General features: G+C 69.3%; 18 protein-coding genes and 1 pseudogene. 3 read left to right on the top strand and 16 right to left on the bottom strand.

The features are described from left to right. Positions 1-423: 423 nt before the first annotated feature. The 16 genes and pseudogenes from ACWV17_RS23505 to ACWV17_RS23430 all read right to left on the bottom strand — a co-directional run bounded on the left by ACWV17_RS23505 (position 424) and on the right by ACWV17_RS23430 (position 14490). Entirely contained in the window at positions 424-1647 is a 1224-nt protein-coding gene (locus ACWV17_RS23505) for a helix-turn-helix domain-containing protein (protein ID WP_455355949.1), read from the bottom strand. Positions 1648-1813: 166 nt separating this feature from the next. Then, positions 1814-3421: a hypothetical protein gene (locus tag ACWV17_RS23500; protein WP_455361277.1), complete on the bottom strand. Its 1608-nt coding sequence runs from the start codon at positions 3419-3421 to the stop codon at positions 1814-1816. Positions 3422-3755: 334 nt separating this feature from the next. Next, complete coding sequence (locus tag ACWV17_RS23495; RefSeq protein WP_455355951.1) at positions 3756-4388, bottom strand: hypothetical protein; 633 nt, start codon at positions 4386-4388, stop codon at positions 3756-3758. A gap of 171 nt (positions 4389-4559) precedes the next feature. Next, on the bottom strand, positions 4560-5186 hold the full coding sequence (locus ACWV17_RS23490) for a DUF6248 family natural product biosynthesis protein (RefSeq protein WP_455361276.1): 627 nt from the start codon (positions 5184-5186) through the stop codon (positions 4560-4562). 97 nt (positions 5187-5283) lie between these two features. Next, positions 5284-6000, bottom strand: coding sequence for a hypothetical protein (locus ACWV17_RS23485; protein ID WP_455355953.1), 717 nt, complete (start codon positions 5998-6000; stop codon positions 5284-5286). A 77-nt stretch (positions 6001-6077) separates the two neighbouring features. Then, positions 6078-6647: a hypothetical protein gene (locus ACWV17_RS23480; protein ID WP_455355954.1), complete on the bottom strand. Its 570-nt coding sequence runs from the start codon at positions 6645-6647 to the stop codon at positions 6078-6080. Between the two features lie 86 nt (positions 6648-6733). After that, the gene (locus ACWV17_RS23475; protein WP_455361275.1) at positions 6734-7120 is read right to left on the bottom strand and encodes a hypothetical protein; all 387 of its coding nucleotides are present in this window, start codon (positions 7118-7120) and stop codon (positions 6734-6736) included. 87 nt (positions 7121-7207) lie between these two features. Continuing rightward, entirely contained in the window at positions 7208-7702 is a 495-nt protein-coding gene (locus ACWV17_RS23470) for a hypothetical protein (protein WP_455361274.1), read from the bottom strand. A gap of 584 nt (positions 7703-8286) precedes the next feature. Further along, positions 8287-8469, bottom strand: a pseudogene (locus ACWV17_RS23465) (IS5/IS1182 family transposase); the annotation flags it as partial. A gap of 129 nt (positions 8470-8598) precedes the next feature. Next, entirely contained in the window at positions 8599-8895 is a 297-nt protein-coding gene (locus ACWV17_RS23460; protein WP_455355957.1) for a hypothetical protein, read from the bottom strand. Beyond that, positions 8888-9178 carry a hypothetical protein gene (locus ACWV17_RS23455; protein ID WP_455355958.1) on the bottom strand — a complete coding sequence of 97 codons (291 nt, stop codon included), beginning with the start codon at positions 9176-9178 and terminating at the stop codon, positions 8888-8890. The genes ACWV17_RS23460 and ACWV17_RS23455 overlap by 8 nt, the downstream gene beginning before the upstream one ends. Continuing rightward, positions 9175-9651, bottom strand: coding sequence for a hypothetical protein (locus tag ACWV17_RS23450; RefSeq protein WP_455355959.1), 477 nt, complete (start codon positions 9649-9651; stop codon positions 9175-9177). The genes ACWV17_RS23455 and ACWV17_RS23450 overlap by 4 nt, the downstream gene beginning before the upstream one ends. A 22-nt stretch (positions 9652-9673) precedes the next feature. After that, positions 9674-11071 (bottom strand): replicative DNA helicase, encoded by a 1398-nt coding sequence (dnaB, locus tag ACWV17_RS23445; protein WP_455355960.1) that lies wholly within the window; start codon positions 11069-11071, stop codon positions 9674-9676. An 87-nt stretch (positions 11072-11158) separates the two neighbouring features. Beyond that, entirely contained in the window at positions 11159-12451 is a 1293-nt protein-coding gene (locus ACWV17_RS23440; RefSeq protein WP_455355961.1) for a hypothetical protein, read from the bottom strand. A 689-nt stretch (positions 12452-13140) separates the two neighbouring features. Next, on the bottom strand, positions 13141-13707 hold the full coding sequence (locus tag ACWV17_RS23435; protein WP_455355962.1) for a GNAT family N-acetyltransferase: 567 nt from the start codon (positions 13705-13707) through the stop codon (positions 13141-13143). Positions 13708-13710: 3 nt separating this feature from the next. After that, complete coding sequence (locus ACWV17_RS23430; RefSeq protein WP_455355963.1) at positions 13711-14490, bottom strand: GntR family transcriptional regulator; 780 nt, start codon at positions 14488-14490, stop codon at positions 13711-13713. Between the two features lie 740 nt (positions 14491-15230). Here ACWV17_RS23430 and ACWV17_RS23425 point away from each other — a divergent pair. Genes ACWV17_RS23425 through ACWV17_RS23415 form a run of 3 tightly spaced genes read left to right on the top strand, consistent with a single transcriptional unit; the run spans position 15231 to position 16149 of the window. Continuing rightward, the gene (locus tag ACWV17_RS23425; RefSeq protein ID WP_455355964.1) at positions 15231-15617 is read left to right on the top strand and encodes a hypothetical protein; all 387 of its coding nucleotides are present in this window, start codon (positions 15231-15233) and stop codon (positions 15615-15617) included. Next, positions 15614-15739, top strand: coding sequence for a hypothetical protein (locus tag ACWV17_RS23420; protein ID WP_455355965.1), 126 nt, complete (start codon positions 15614-15616; stop codon positions 15737-15739). The genes ACWV17_RS23425 and ACWV17_RS23420 overlap by 4 nt, the downstream gene beginning before the upstream one ends. Next, the gene (locus tag ACWV17_RS23415; protein ID WP_455361273.1) at positions 15736-16149 is read left to right on the top strand and encodes a hypothetical protein; all 414 of its coding nucleotides are present in this window, start codon (positions 15736-15738) and stop codon (positions 16147-16149) included. Before ACWV17_RS23420 ends, ACWV17_RS23415 begins: the two co-directional genes overlap by 4 nt. Positions 16150-16187: the final 38 nt, after the last annotated feature.

Raw genomic sequence — 16187 nt, 5'->3', positions numbered from 1 at the left:
GTGTCCCTTCAAGGCATCAAGAACTGGGGACGTTCATCCGTACGCGGGTGGGGACGTTCACGTGTACGCCGACACCGGTCGTCGTCGGGGCGGTCGATGATGACTCGGACGCACTCCCCGCGGGCGTGTCGGACAGCGTTCGCGAACAGCTCGGTCAACAGCAGTGCTGCGCTGTCTCCCGCGTCATCCATGTTCCACGCGCACAGAGCCACACGCGCTAAGCGTCGTGCTTTCTCTGCTGTCTCCGGGGTGCGCGTCATCGTCTCGCTGTAGCCGGGGTATCCCGACCCGCGTGGTGTGGTGGTCATGCCGGGCATCGCCAGACCTCGGGTAGCGGATTGGTCGAGACACGACCGTAAAAGCCAGAGGGGGTAGCGACAGGTACAGTCGCTACCCCCTCTTCGAGGGGTACAAGTTGTACCCCTACGCGGCCACGCCGAGTTGACGCGCAAGGCCTCGGGCATCGTCGCGGATGATCGCGCTGCCGTTCTCCGCCAGCTGCGCCGCCGTGCCCCTGGCGAACAGGTTGAAGCACGCCGTCTCGGGGCTGGCCTCGTAGGCCTTCTTCAACAGGTGCACGACCGCCACCGACTCCCCCGCCAGGCTGTATGCCCGGGCCGTCTCGATGATGTGGAACGAACGGCGGGTGGCGCTCTGCATGGCGCCGAGGTCGATGTGCGTGGCCGCGTCGACCGCCGCGCCGGAGCGGACGAGGTCGTTGTTCATGGTGATCGCGTACGCATCGACCATGCCCCGGCCGAACACCAGCCACGGGTGCGCGTACCCGTCGCCGAGTCGGCGGGCGGCCTCGTTGGCGCGGTCCCAGTGCCGTTCGGCGTTGCCCTTCTGGCCGACCTTCGCGTACGACAGCGCGGCGGCCAGGTGCAGCAGGCCGCCGAGCGCGATGTCCTCCGGGCCGCGCTCCGGGTCGAGTAGTCGAATGGACTTCATCGCCAACTCCACACGCGCCTCGTGGCGCTCTCCGGCGTCGCGGAAGACGTGGTTGAGGTACCACGCGGAGGCCGCGATGGCGCGCGGGCTGTCAGCGTCCTGGGCCATGGTCATGGAGCGGTCGCCGGTGAGCATCACAAGCTCCGGCGCGGGCTGGTAGCTCAGGTAGAGCTGGGCGAGGTGGTAGGCCTGCGCGAGCTGCACCTGGACCCGGCGCCGCTCGACGCCTTCGTGCATGCGGGCGGCGTGCTGGAGGTCGGCGAGCAGGGCGGGCAGCACGTTGGCGACGCGGCTGCGGTGGTCGCCGAATCCGTGCCAGGCCTGCCACGCGCGTTCCACCCGGGTGGCGAGCGCTGCGGCCGGCGCGGGCTCCTCATCTCGTGCGAGTAGGTCGTAGGTCGTCAGGGCCTCCTTCACCCGCAACAGTGAAGGATGTGCGGCCTTGCTGTAGGTGGCGGCTGCCAGTCGCTCGTCGCCGGTGAGAGCGGCAAGGTCGTCCACGCCGAGCGCCTCAGCCAGGCGCAGGAGGAGCGGCAGGCGTGGCATGTCGAGTCGGTCGTTCTCGATGGCCTTGACCCATTCCGTGCTGCGGCCGACGAGGCCGGCGAGCACCGGTCGCGTCTGGCCCTTCCGCTCGCGCTCGTGTCGGACCCGTTGGCCGAACGTACGCGGGCCATTCTCAGCGTCGTGCGCCATGATGGACTCCGTTCTGACGTCGCACTCAGGACGGTACCGGTGCGCGAGCGTCCGGGAACACCGGTCCCTTCGGGTCGAGTACCCGAAGGGAGACCGGAAAGCCCCGGTGAGCCGCTGATCTCCAGCGGCCCACCAGGGCTTTGGTGTTGGCGGGGGCGGCGCTCCCCTACGCCGCCGTGGACGTCGGTGCGGGCTCCTCGGCGAACAGGTGCAGCTGCTCGGGCTTGACGATGCTCGCGCCGGTGGGGATGGCGTACAGCTCGGTCACGTACGCCCGCGTCCGGGCCTCCCAGTCCTCGACTCCGAGGATCCGCCCGAAGACGGCGGCCGCGACCATCGGGCAGACCGCGTCCGCCGCCTGCTGGGCGACGTTGCGCACTCCGCGGCCGCGCCCGACGTGGGTCCACGGGTAGTCCGCGGGGAAGCCCACGAGCCTGCCGATGTCGGCCTGGGTGATGCGCTCGCCGGTCTCGGCGTCCGTCCATCCGTACGCGGTCGCGGTGACGCAGGTGGACGGGAGGTCGGCGCTGCGCGAACCGCCGCCCTTGGCCCGGCCGGTCTCGGGGTCGACGGGTCGGTGACCGCGCGTCAGGTAGGTCCGGCCAGTGGGCCACCCGACGACCTGAGCGAAGGTCGGGGCGGGGATCGGCTCGACCGGGGCGACGTCCACGAACGGCTTCTCGGCTCCACGGTAGGCGGCCATGAACCTCCGCTTGCGGTGGGAGGCGCCGTAGTTGGCCGCGTCCAGCGTCCAGGCCTCCGTGGTGTGCCATCCGGCCTGCGTCAGCTCGGCGAACAGCGCTTCCTCGATCTGCCGGGGCAGCGCGCTCGACTGCTCGACCATGACGCACTCGAGGATGCTGCCCGGCCGGGCGAGCATCCCGAGCGGCCAGATGATGACCTCCGCCATAAGTCCGGCGCGCGGGTCCTCCAGCTGCGCGAGCGGAGCGCGGACTTCGTCCCAGGTGTCGCCGGAGCGGGGCGCGTAGCCGGTGGGCGAGTGCTCCCACGGCAGGAAGCCGGCGGCCGCGCCCGCCTCCCAGATGACACGGCAGATGACGTCGATGGCGACGGTGTACCGGCCCTTGCCCAGTCCGCTCGGGGTGAAGGCCTGGCACGGCGGGGTGAGGGCGATGATGCTGACGTGCTGAAGCGCCGGGTTCTCCGGGTCCAGTGCGGTGACGTCGGCGTGGATGACGCGGAACCCAGCGGCGGTGGCGGTGGCGACGGCGCCGCCGTCCAAGTCGATGCCGATGATGTCGACGTCCGCGCCGAGAATGTCGCGCAGCCCGAGGGAGAGGCCTCCGGGGCCGTGGAACAGCACGATCACGCGCTTGCGGAGGATGCGGCCGAAGGTGTCGCGCTCCGGGGCCCATAGCCACTCGATCGGGAACGGGCGCGCGTACCACTCCAGGAGTCGGCGGGTCTCGTCGTCCAGGGCGGCGATCCGCTCGGCGGTGACCCGGCCCTCGTCCTCAAACCGCCCCAGGGCCATCGCAGCGCGCTCGCCGCGGGCCTCGCGGAAAAGCTCCTCAACCCGCTCGTCGTAGCCCTCGACCACGGCGTACGCGCACTCGGCGACCCGCTCGACCGCGTTGAACGCCCATTCCTCAGCCTCCGGGTCGCCGGGGTGCTGGTCGGCAAGCTCGGTGAGGAGTTCTGCGGCCTTCTGGCACTCGGCGAGCGCGGGGTGCCCGCCGGCCGCAGCGATGGCGGCCGCGTCCTCGGCTTCCTGTGCGGCGGCGTCGGCGGAGAAGCCATGGGTGTCGCCCATGATCCACGTCCTTGGGTCTCGTTGAGGTCTTCGCGGTGGGCCCGGGGGCCGGTGCCGATCGGGGATTCCCGCCCCCTTTCGACATAACCAATACTCTCAAGTTTTAGGGTGCGAGTCAACCCCCCAAGCCCTACAAATCACCAGGTCAGAGACCTTTTTGAGGGCCATTCAGGCGCCGCTCACACCCTCCGCTGTCCGCGCCCGCGCGGTGCCCGCCGGACTGCGCCACCAACTCACCTCTTAAGAGGTGAGGGTGAGTCGGGCCGGTGAAACGGCGATGGCCAGCGCGCCCCGAACCGGGGTCACGCTGGCCATCGTTCGGCCCGGGGGCCACCTACTGCTGGCCCAACTTGCGGGCCTGGGTGATGATCCGCTTCCAGGTGTCCACGGACTGGCCGTGGCTCTTGGCGAGCGCGACGGCCACCTCACCGGCCCTCCGGCCGGGCATGGCGGCCAGCGCTTCGGCGGCCTGCTGGATGCGGGGGTCGGGCGCCTTCCCCTTCGTCGGGGAGTAGCCGACCGGGCGGCCACCGCTGGTCCCAAACCCTCCGGCCGGGTTGTCGGCGAACTCCCAGAGCTGGGCCCTGGTGCGGTACTCGCGGGTGCGCGTCGGCAGCTGCTCGGTACGGATCGGGTCCGGCCACCCGGGCGGCGGCGTCTTGGCGTACTGAGTGATCCGGCTCGGGTCGACCCCGAGCACGCGGGCCTGCCCCGCCGGCGGGAGCTGCTCGTCCGGGTCACCGCTGCGGTCCACTCCGGACAGGTCGCGGGGCCGCGCGCAGTGCTCGGCGAACCACGCGCTCCACTCCTCCAGGTCCCAGTGCATGACACCGTCGACCGTGCGGTCCGCGGGGTGGCCATTGGTCTTGCGGTCGCGCCACAACAAGGCGAGGGTGCCCCGGCTGTAGCCGCTGTGCTCGATCAGGTCCTCGCGGTTCGCCCACTGGCGGCCGTCGATGGTCTTCACGGGGTGTGCTCCTGGTGGTTCGGTCGTGGATACGATGGTGACTGGTTCGGTTTTGGGTCTGTTGAGGGCCCTCGGTGGCCGGACCGCACGGCCCGGCGGGATTCCCACGCTTTTGCGCCCCGCCGGGCCGCTCGACGTCTGGCGCCGGGCGGCCCGGCTGACGGACTGCCGTCAGAACAGGGTGTACTGCGCCGCGTCGACAGCCTCACCGTCTCGGGCGCGTCCGCGGCCTCGACGTGCAACCGCCTCGTCCAGCCGGTCGACGGCCGCCTTCACCGGTGCGGCTCCGGCCTCCACCGGCGCCGCGGGCTCGGCGGGAACCGAGCCGCCCCTGGGGCAGGGGCACCGGCACCACCACACACACGGCTCGTCGTCGGGCCGGAGGATGACCTTCGCGACGCACCGCCCCCGCGTGTCGTGCACCCAATCGGTGTTGTCGTCCACGTGCGGGCCCCCTTCCTGCCGGTGGACGCACAGCTCACAGCGACCGGAGAGGCAGTTCCAGCAGGTGCCCCGCTCGCAGGTGGCCCACCGGTGGAACCCGAACGGATACTTGCGGTCGATCTCCTGGAAGTACCCGGGCCACACCTGCTCGCGCACCCACGCCCCCTCGTCCTCGCTCATCGGCGACGCGTTGGGCACCGGGTCGATGATGCCCATGATCAGGGCCCCCTGGAAGTTAAGCGCGGAGACGCCCCGTACGATCTCGCGCTCCTCCGGCGTGAGCGTGCGCTGCGGGCGACGGATCACGCTGCGGGCGTCGGTCTGCGGCTCGCGGCCGGCCGCGGTCTTCTTCATGCGGTTCCTTCGACGGTTGAGGTGTTCGGTGTGGTCGCGCCGGATCCGGCGGGGGGAGCGGGATTCCCGCCCCGCTCCCCCGCCGGACTGGCGTCGGTCACTCGGTCCGGTCGACCCGGGCGTAGTTGTGGAAGTCGTCGCTGACGGGGAACCCGGTCGGCTCGGCGGCGGGTGCGCACACCCAGGTGGCCACCAGGCCGGGCGTCTCCTTCTGGCCGCTGAGCCACCGGTGGATGTCGGGCTGGACCTCGAAGAGGCCGCCGTCCCATTCCTCGGCGTAGAACTGCGAGTTGCCGCCGAATCCGTGCTCGTCCGCGTACTCCCACACGCAGACCAGATACGGGCCACCCTCGTCGTGAATGCGGCCGAAGACGATCCGGATGTCGTCGGCGCTGTAGCCGTCCTCGAACCGGCCGTGCAGGTCGGCGATGTCGGCCAGCAGGCCCGGGAACCGCAGGTTCTCCGCAGCCTCCACGCCGATCTCGGCCTCGGTGCTCGGTGCGGGCTCCTGGTCCTCGTGCTCGCCGCCGTGCTGCTCGATCAGTTCGCGGATGGCCTGCACAGGCACGTCCACGTCCAGGAACAGGCTGCCGTCGCCGAAGCCGCCGCCGGTCAGGAACTGCTCCCGCCGGTCCTCGTTCTCCCACGCCGCGGTATCGGGGGCAGTGGGGTCGGGGAACAAGAAGACCTCGGCCAGGTGCACGCCGGGCCGGGTCTTCACGGTGAGCATGTGGCCGTCCGCGAGGCGGATGCGGGCGGGGAGGTGGTCGGTCTCGCCGGCCATGATGCTGTCGAGTCGCGGGGTGCTGGTCACTGGTGGCTCCTTCGCTGGTTGGGGCGCCGGGCCCGGACGCTGGTCTGGACCCGGCGGTCGTACGCGGGGCGGCGTCGCTACTTCTGGTAGGCGGGGATCAGGGCGCGGACCTTCTCTTCGCCGATGCATCCGCCGTCGTGGCGGTAGATGGAGGGCGGGTTGCCGTTGCGGCCGCGGTGGTGGCTCCAGTAGCGGACGCCGGACCAGGGGCACAGCTCGCATTGCAGGTACCAGGGGTTGTCCGAGCCGGGGAAGCCGTGGAGGACGACCCGCCAGTGGTGTTCGGTGAGCCCGGCGAACGCGACTCGGGCACCCGCGAGGTTGCGCGGGCTGGCGGGCATCCGGGGGTGCAGCAGGGGCACTGGGCCGTTCAGCGGCTTCGGAGCGTCGGCGCGGATCTGGTCCAGCGCGACGGCCGTGACGCGACCGGCGGCGTACTCCTCGGCGAGGAAGGTGGCCGCCATGTCGATGCCCTTGGTGCCGGTGGGCGGGCGGCGCAAGTTGCGCTCGCCTTCGGTGGTGATGACCAGCCAGTCACGGTGCCAGCGGAAGGCCTGCCCGATGACCCGGTCTTCCCCGATGATCACGGGGTAGCGGCACTCGATGTCCGGCTCCCCGATGCGGAACGGCAGGGTGGCAGTGCTCATGAACGTGCTCCTTGTTGAGGTGATTCGGTGGCCGGACCGTGGGGCGAACGGATTCCCATTCCGTCCGCCCCACGGGGCGATGGGTGTCAGCTCGGGCTGTCGGTGAACCCGGCGCCGGTGAAGGCGAGTTCGTCGGCGTAGAAGACGTCTTCGAGCGCCTGGAACGTTTGCCGGTCGGTGTACTCGCGGCGGGCGAGGTAGGCGGCGTGCCCCTGGCTGACGGCCTGGTAGGTGAGGAACACGAGCGGCGACTGCGAGTCGTCGCACGTGGCTTCGAGGTCCTCGCGCTGGGTGTGCTGCTCGACCGGGTGGTTGGAGGCGCGCTGGACCTCCAGCACGTGGCGCTGGAACTCCTCGCCCTCCCGCCAGATGCGCCAGTCGTAGACGCCCTGGTCGTCGGCGGTGACGAAGTAGGTTCCGGGCTGCTTGGTGAGATCCACGCGGGGCTCGACTCGGTCCATCTCGGGGTTCATGTCACTGGGCCTTTCGCTGAGGTGTTCGGTGTGGGCCCGGTGGGCGGACGAGGATTCCCGCCCTGTCCGCCCACCGGGAGCTTCGAGTCAGTGCTCGTCGTGCTCGACCACGCGGAACTCGAAGCCGTCTTCCGAGGTGAGGACGTATCCCTTGACGAGGTCCTCGGTGTGCGCGGCCAGCTCGGAGAACCGGAAACCGGCTACCTGCATGGCCTTCCACAGGTGCCCCGCCACGGTGCGCCGGTCATTCCCGTGCCCGACCGTGAGCCAGGCGCATTCCGCCCCGCGCACTTGCGCGAGGTAGCCGCCGACAACCTCGGCCTCGTCGTCCGCCTCGGCCTGCGCGGCGGGCCAGGTGGCGAGTTCCGCCTCGTAGTTGCGCACGGCGCGGCTCGCGACTCCCGCAGCGCCGCCGGGCTGGTTGTCCGTGTCCGCGAGGTGCAGCAGGTCTGCGATCAGGTCCTCGATCGGGTTCTCGACGCCGTCGCCGCGCTCGCCGCTGTACAGCGCCCACGCCTTGCGCGCACGGTCGGCGCGGTCCGGCGTCGTCATGCCGCTCCAGTTCAGTGCGATGGAGTCCACGGTGTGACCTTTCGTTGAGGTGTTCTGGTGTGGCCCGGGGGCCGGTGCCGGGAGGGGATTCCCGCCCCCTTCCGGCATAACTAATACTCTCAAGTTTTAGGGTGTAGGTCAACTCCAAAACGCCAGAAAACCGCAGTTCAGAGGCCTTCTTTCGAGGGAGATTCCGGGCGTCCGGACCCCCGGAAACCCCCTGCGGCGGACGCCGAACGACGGGCCGGTCGGGGGGTTCCCTCCGCGGCTGGGCAGGCGCAGCCGACCGCGGGCCGCGTCGGGGGGCAAGGCCGGTCTTAGCCGCGAAGCGGCTCGGCCTTGCGGCCCGGCGCGGGCTGTGGTCCCCTTCGGGGGCCCGGGCGCGGAGGGAACCCCCCGACCCCGCCCACTCACCAACCACCCACGGGCCGCAAGATCAAAACGGCGCCCCCCCTCCCCTCTGTGGAGGGTCCAGGGGTGTGGGGGCAGAGCCCCCGCGTTGCTCGAACCCGCAGCTCCGACCCACCTCCGCCACGAAGTCACCTCTTAAGGGGTGACCTGCCCAACCGGTGCTCGACCGCCCGGCGGTGCACTCGAACCACTCGGGGGCGGCGACGCCGGCCGGTCAGCCCCTCCACGAACTGAAGCACCACCACCCGCGCCAGCCGCCCCGGCGACCAGGCAGGCCTTCCCCTGCCCGGGAACAGCGAGGCGAAGTCCTCGTCCCGGAACAACACACCCAGTTCGTCCCTGACCCGGATCGCCAGACTGCCCCTGGGAAACGCCCTCCTGGCCACCCGGACCGTTCTGGCCGGGAACGTCGGCCTTCACGACCACAACCAGGTCGTGAAGGCCGACGTCACGCTCGGGCCCGAATTAACCAACAGCGTCAGACGGGTGTCTCGCCGGGCCCCGGGTCGGGCTGGTCAGTAGAGCTGGATGCGGGTGACGACGATGTGCGGCGGGTCGGCGTCGGCGACGATGACGTACTCGGCGATGCCGAGCGAGCCGTCTGGGCCGATCGGCATGCGCCGCTGCTGCGGCCACTTCGCCGACGCGGTACTGCCCGGCACCTCGCCGCGGTGCTCGTTGATCACGACCGTGGCGGCCACGATCGCGCCGAACACGTCACCGGACAGACCCACATCCATGAGGAGTTCGGTGACCTCCTCGGACAGCATGCACAGCCAGCCTTCCGGCTCCTCGCCGGGCGGCTCACTCAACGGGCAGGCCCGCTTCGCGGCGGCGACGGACGGCGTCGGCCACCGAGGTGATCGACAGCGTGCCGTCGACCGCGGCCGCGACGAGCAGGTCCCCGGCCGGATCGGTGTCGAGCATCGCCTCGCACCACCAGCGCCGAAGAACGCCCTCCGCCTCCTCGGGGGCGGCGGCCAGCAGCTCGCGGTAGAACTCCATGCGACGCGCGCCGGCCAGCGCAGCCCCGATGCCCTCGGCGTTGCGCGGCACCCTCTCTGGCTCGTGCGGGTGGATCGGCTGTGCGGTCATCGCGTGCCCCTTTCGGTCTGCTCCGAGTCTGCCCGCTCGCGGCGGCCGCCGTCGACCGGCTGCGCGGGAACCGTCCCGGCCCGCTCCGCCTCCCATTCGGACCGACGGGCGACCGCCGCGCTGGCGACCACGTCGGCCAGCGCGCCGGCCAGCCGGAGAATCGCGCCCGCGCCCGCGTGGCCGATCGACGTCACGGCCACCACCTCGCGCACCTGGCTGAACGCGTCGAAGACGCTGAACGCGCCCGGACTGCGGGTGCAGGCCTTGAAGGTCCCTCGGTCCAGTTGCCCCAGCTCCCGCCGGACCTGCTCCAGCTTGGCGACGTCGACCGTCGGCCGGTCGGCGCCGCGCTGGGCCCGGATGACGGTGTCCAGGATGGTCCGCATCGCGGGGTAGACAGCGTTCCAGCGCTCCGCGATACTCTGGCACTGGCTCTCGGTGACGAACCTGTTCCGTACATCGGTGGCGATCATGTCGGATTCTTCTTTCCGCAGGTCAGAAGCCGGATGCAAGGTCGCGAGCGCGGGCATAGTGTCCCTGGAAGGCGACGGTGACGGTACCCGTCGGCCCCTGCCTGTTCTTGCCGATGATCAAGTCCATCTCTCCCGCCCGCGCGTGCTCCTTGTCGTACGCGTCGGGCCGGTGCAGCAGGATCACGGCGTTAGCGTCGGCCTCGATCGATCCGGACTCGCGCAGGTCGGCCATCATCGGCTTCTTGTCCTCGCGCTTCTCGACCTCCCTGTTCAGTTGGGCCGCGGCGATGACGATGATTCCGAACTCGCCGGCCAGCTCCTTGAGTCCGCGCGAGACCTCGTCCACCTCGCCCGTGCGGTTCTGTCCGCTCTTGCCGGACCCCTTCATGATCTGGAGGTAGTCCACGCACAGCACCGCCGGGAGCTTGTCCTGCCCCTGGAGCCAGCGCAGGCGCGAACGCAGCTGGACGATGGAGGCGGCCGGTCCGTCGTCCACGACCAGCGGCGCCTGGCCGATGCGCATGGCGGCGTCGTGGATGCGCTTGCGGTCGTCGTTTTCGTATGTGCGGTTCTTGATCCGGTTCAGCGGGACTCGGGCCTCGGCCGCCATCAGCCGCTCCATCAGCTGCGGGCGGCTCATCTCCATGGACGACACCAGTACGGTCATGCGGTACTTGATCGCGACGTTCCGGGCGATGTCGAGCAGCACCACGGACTTGCCGATAGCCGGGCGGGCCGCGACCACCACCAGGTCGCCGGGCTCCATCGGGAGCATGGCCTCCAGGTCGATGTATGGCAGCGGCAGGCGGGCGGGCGGCGGCGCGTCCATGCTGACGAGGTACTCCTCCAGCATGTCGTCCACCCACTGCACCCGCTCGAGCCCGGCGCCGGCGGAGAGCTGGGTCGCCGCCTGCATCTCGGCCTGGGCCGCGTTGACGATGTCGGCCACCTCACCCTCGGCCCCGTAGCCCATCTGCACGATCCGGGTGCCCGCCTCGACCAGACGCCGCAGCTTGGCCCGCTCGACCACGATCTCGGCGTAGTACACCGCGTGCGCCGCCGTCGGCACTGTCTGCACCAGGGTGTGCAGGTAGGAGACGCCGCCGATCCGCTCGATGTCACCGGCCTTCGTCAGGTACGCCCCGAGCGTGATCGGGTCGACCGGCTCGCCCTTGCCGTACATGTCCATGATCGCTTCGTGGATCGTGCCGTGCGCCGGGCGGTAGTAGGCCAGGTTGTTGATCCCGGTCTCGTTGACCTCGCCGATGGCGTCCTTCGAGAGCAACATGCCGCCGAGCGCGCACTGTTCCGCGTTGAGGTCCTGTGGCGGGACGCGCTCGAAGGACACCGCCTCGGGCGCCTCATCGAACAGCGAGCGGCCGCCGTCCTCGATTCCGTCGTGCTGCGTGGGTACGCTCATGGGTGAATCCCTTCTGATCTGGGTGATTCGGTCGGCGGCAGGGGCCTTACCAGGGGCTCCCCTGCCGCCGTCGTGCTGCGGAGGGTCTTAGACCAGCACCGGCGTCTTGACGTTGCTGGGGTGGCTCGGGTGGCACTCGCACTTGACCAGCCGACCGTCGTCCGACTCGCGCATGCGGTGACCGGGCTGAACGGGCTCGATGCCGTCGTTGCACTTCCCGCACCAGTCCGGCAGCGCGGGACGCTGACCGGGCAGTGAGGCCTTCGGCAGGACGAAGCACTCCAAGTGGCGCGCGAGACTGAACCAGTTCTCCCGGCTGCCCATGTCGGCGGCCGCGGCAACCAGGTGCTCCACGTCCACACCCTCGGTCAGCAGCCGGGCGGCGTCGCGGACCATCGCGCCCCGGGCGCGGGCCGGAACTGCGTGCCCGTGCTTCTGGCGAGCAGCGATCCAGGCCTCTGCCACCCGCACGTCGTCGTGGGTGTCCGGCTCCTCGGCGGCAGCCGAGGGGGCGGTGTAGTTCTCCGGCGAAGCCGAACTCTCCTCTCCTCCCGTCACCGGCTCAGCCGTGACGGTGGGGTCCGATGGGGCACCCGGGGCAGGAGAGAGAGAGGCTTCTTCGAGAGAGCTTCTTAGAGGGTGATCATTTCCGCTGGTCAGAGCGAGATCCGTTCCAGGAATCTGGGATGGCGTTCCAGATTTCTGGAAGGGCGTTCCAGTTTTCTGGAATGAGGGGTCCTCATTGGCCGTGACCTGCGCCGTTCCAGTTTTCTGGAACGGCCGCCCCTTGCCGTCGACCAGCCGCACGCGGGCCTGGATCTGCCCGTTCGGCGCGGTCTCGATCTCGGTGAGGTGCGTGGGCGGCTGCGGCGAGTTCTCCCGCCAGTCCGGCGTGTAGGCGTCGAGCTTGTCCCACGCGTTGCGCCAGCCGGTGTGCTCGGCGTCGGGCGGCAGGTCGTTGACGGTGAATCCGCGGACGATGCCCTTGGCGGCCCGCTCCTTGCCCTTGAGCTTGGTGATGCCCGCAAGCTCCAAGGTGTCCTTGGGAACGACTAGGTTGAGGTTCTCCAGCGTCTTCAGCACCTCGTACATTGCGGAGACGCTGAGGGGCTTGTCGTTCGGGCCCGGCAGCAGCCAGCACAGCTGGTCGATCGTCATACGCCGCATGCCGCTCCGCGGCCGGCGGGAGGCCTCGACCATCATCGACCGCAGCAGGCAGTAGAGCCGGAACGCCGTGTGCGTCATCCCCGGCATCAGCATCACGTAGTCGCGAATCTGGGTGTACGACCAGTAGTCCGTGATCGTGCCGGAGAACTCGTACAGGTCGTCACCGTCCGGCGCGGCGGCGACCGCCGCCAACGCCTTCTGCGGGCGCTTCAACGGGCCACCTCCTCGGCGGCCTGTGTGGTAAAGACCGCAGCGAGCGCGACCGAACGGGTCGGCGCCGCAACGCTGCGTGTCGTCGGGCGGGTGTGGAACATGGTGCGAGATCTCCCCTACGGGTGGTTTGGGGAGCCGCAGACCGGCAAGTGACGGAAAAGAGACGGTGACCTGGGACACGCTGCTGCGTGCTCATCATCGCTGGCTCTATCCTGGGATTGGTGACCTTGGGCCTGGCAGGGCTCGGGCACCGGCGTCATCGCCGACCTACGACTCTCGGGCTGTGAGGGCGTTGCGAGTCGACTTAGGTGGCCGCTCTGCTGGCAGGCAGGGCGGCCATCGGCGTTTCAGGGGGCCCGTGCCGGCCGCGAAGTTCCGGATCCGTAGCCGCTGATGGTCTTGCCGCTGGGCACTAGCCATCCTGCGATCTTGCATCGCTTACCCCGAAGCCCCGAACGCATTTTCGGGACTGGGGTCTGCCGCCGAGGAGGAGACGGCCTGGTGGCGTTCTGAGTACGAGTCACGCGTGGTGCCCTTCCTGGTTCCGTTGGTTTCACCGCTGTTGCGGCTACTCGGATCAGCGCGGCGCCGACCACCACAATCGGCTACCGCTCCGCGCAGTACCTCTCGAGGCTCGGGAGGGGAGTCTGCGTCTCGCGCATTGTCCTCCCTGAGGGCGCGCTGTGTGGTCAGCGTGCCAAATCCGGAGTGTCGACTGTGCGCAGGGGGTCATCGGTGTGCATGGCGGCCGACGCGGGGCGTTGAGCCATCCAGCCCGAAAGGCGGTGAGAGGGCGCCTCGGTTCGAACGTGCTCGAACCCCTCGTTCAGGTAGTACCGCTGCAACTTGGTGTTGTCGCGCCACACGTCCAAGCGCACCCACGGGAGCTGTTGACCTCGCGCGACCGCTCCGGCCCAGTCGAGCATGCGTCCTCCAAGTCGCTGTCCTGCCAACGCGCGAGCCGTGATGAGCTTGGCGACGTAGACCGCGGAGTCCGGGGAGTCGACCCTCGTCCAGAAGTCCGAGTCCGGACGCGCAAGGGTGATGGTTCCCAACAGCTCGCCACCATCGGCGGGCACGACCCAGGTGCGCCCCTCGGCGATGTCGATCTGCCACTTGGAGAGGGCTCGGTCCCGGAAGCCGGGCGAGCGCCATTGGTCGATGCCCGCACTGGCGAGCCACTCTTCGGCCTGGATCCGCAGCTTCATGAGCGCGTCGGAGTCAGCCGGGGTGGCCGGGCGGATGAGCTGTGACAAGGATCAGTCCTCGATCTCGTAGACGAGCGTATTAAGGTCACCTGGGGCGATGGTGACCATGCAGCGAACGGCCTTTCCGGCCGCGTTGTAGCCGACTCGAACGTGCCGCAGGACGGGAACCGTGCTGCCGGTCGGCAATCCGAGACGTTCGGCCTGATCGGCGGTCAGGGCCCAGGCTCGCAGCTTGTCCACCTTGCGTGTCTGGGCGTACTGCCTGTCCTTGATGTTGGCCAGGATGCCCCCAGGCATGGTGATGTCCTCTTCGTCCATCAGCGGCGTGTCGAATGCGACCTCGGTGGGGAACCAGCTGTCGGCGAGCTGGAAGGGTTCCCCATCGACGCGCCGGGTCCGTCGGCGAGCGACGACGAACGATCCGGGTTCCACGCCAAGCTCCGCTGCGATGCTCGCCGGCGCGCGTTCGACGCTCACCGTCGGTGTGTCCTGGCTGGGGACGCGCCCCAGTTCGAGGATCGCGGCCTTCCAGTCGTCAATGCCGTTCTCGACGTCATCGCGGCGGCTCCCGTGCTCGAACCTGTGCATGGCGAACTCGATCGGCTCGACGCGACGGACGAAGACGCCCTTGCCCTGATGGCTAGTGACGCGTCCCTCGGCTCGGAGGATCCCGATGGCCTGACGCAAGGTCTCGGGGCTCGTCTCGAATTCCGCGACCAGGATGCGAGTTGGCGGTAGCTGGCGCTCAATCTCGCCATTGTCGATGCGCGTACGCAGGACAGCGGCGATGTCTTTCGACCCCATCCGCTTCTTTGGCTGGCGGGTTGTCATGCGGAACAGAGTACCCGGCTTGTCTAGTGAAGCTACCCCGGGATGGGACTTCTTTCGTTGCCAATCCCTTTTCCGCAGGTCGGAGTTGCTTTCCGCGTACGTATGACACGCCATCAGAGACCTTTTCAGACTTGGTTGTTGACGACTTAGCCGGTGAAGGCTACGGTCTTCCCAGCTTCTCCAGTTAACTAGGGAAGTGGTTGGGAAAGGTGTGCTCGCCATACCTCCTGACCTGCGTGAACTGCGTGAAGCGCACCTCCAGAGCTGGTCTGACCAGCACGGAACCACCGTCAGATGGCGGCAGGCCGAGGGGGGAGTGCACGTCACTTGAGAACTGAAGAGGGTGGCCCGGCGACACTCCAAAGCTCCAGGTCATGGAAGGCGTGCCCGACAGGTTCGGGCTCTCCAGAGAAGAGCTGGTCTGACCAGCACGGAACCACCGTCAGATGGCGGCAGGCCGAGGGGGGAGTGCACGTCACTTGAGAACTGAACAGCGTGCCAACTGATGAGTATTTGGGCTGGATGTCGCCGGGCTCCCTCTGCAAGAGGGTGGCCCGGCGACACTCCAAAGCTCCAGGTCATGGAAGGCGTGCCCGACAGGTTCGGGCTCTCCAGAGAAGGGGTTCGAGTCCCCGCTCGCCTACCGCGCCGTCCCCCGTACGGCGCGACCCCCGACACGGCGCTCCACACGCCATATGTGCCGGGGGTCCACGGATCTACCAGCGAAGGAACTGATCCGCATGACCATCATGCCCGCCAACATGCCCCTGTCGTCCACCGGGATCGCCGAGGACGTCCAGGAGGCCGTCAACGAGGTCTTCCCCCTCTTCGAGTCGGTCCAGAAGCTGGCCCGCCTCGGTGTGAGCGTCGCCTTTGAGGTGGCGCCCTCGCGCATCGTCGCCACGATCAAGGTCGCCGCGGACGCGGTGCAGGTCCTGCCGGCGCTGCTGGAGGAGATCGACGACGCCCGCCCGGGCCAGCTGCCCGACGGCAAGCTCGTCGTCACCGGCTCGATGTGCCAGGGGACGGTCACGCTGCGGGTGCTGATCCCGCAGGAGTGGGTGACCGCCGAGGAGCTGGCCGTTCTGACCGGCACCGCCGTCGCCGACCCGTCCAACCTGCTGTGACCCCCGCCGAACAGGCCGAACTCGCCCGCAAGGCGGCCGAGGCCAACCGTCGATCCCAGCACCAGTACGGCAAGAACGGATTCGTCGCCCTGAGCTGGGGCGGAGAGGTGGTCACCGCATGAACGCCCTGCTCAACAGGCCGAAGAAGGCCGTCAGGAAATTCCGTGAACAGCGCGGACCGATGGAGAACTGGTCCGGTGAGGACTTCGACCTCCTCTACGACCTGCTCATGGTCGCGAACACCCCCGGGCCGCTGGCCCGGCTGCGACTGCGGCTCACGCTGCTGATGTGGACCAGCGCGGCACTGCCGGTCTACGCCCTCGATGAGCTGTTGTGCGCGGCGCAGAGCAAGGCCTCCGGCCGCCTGACCGCGGTCATGGACCGGCTGGACGACCGGTGCTCGAACATCGAGTCCGCGTGCAGGCGGGCCGGTGACCACGCACTGATCGAGCACATCGGCCGGGTCTTCGACTTGGTCTTGAACGTCGCCAACTCCCTTGGTCACAAGGCCGCTCGCCTCGTACGGGGCTGACGGACCGCACGCCGTGGTGGCCGCCGGGAGGCGGCCAC

The organism is Streptomyces mabaensis (assembly GCF_053763515.1).
The sequence above is the reverse complement of the archived record's forward strand: the minus strand, read 5'-3'. Positions and strand labels throughout refer to the sequence as shown.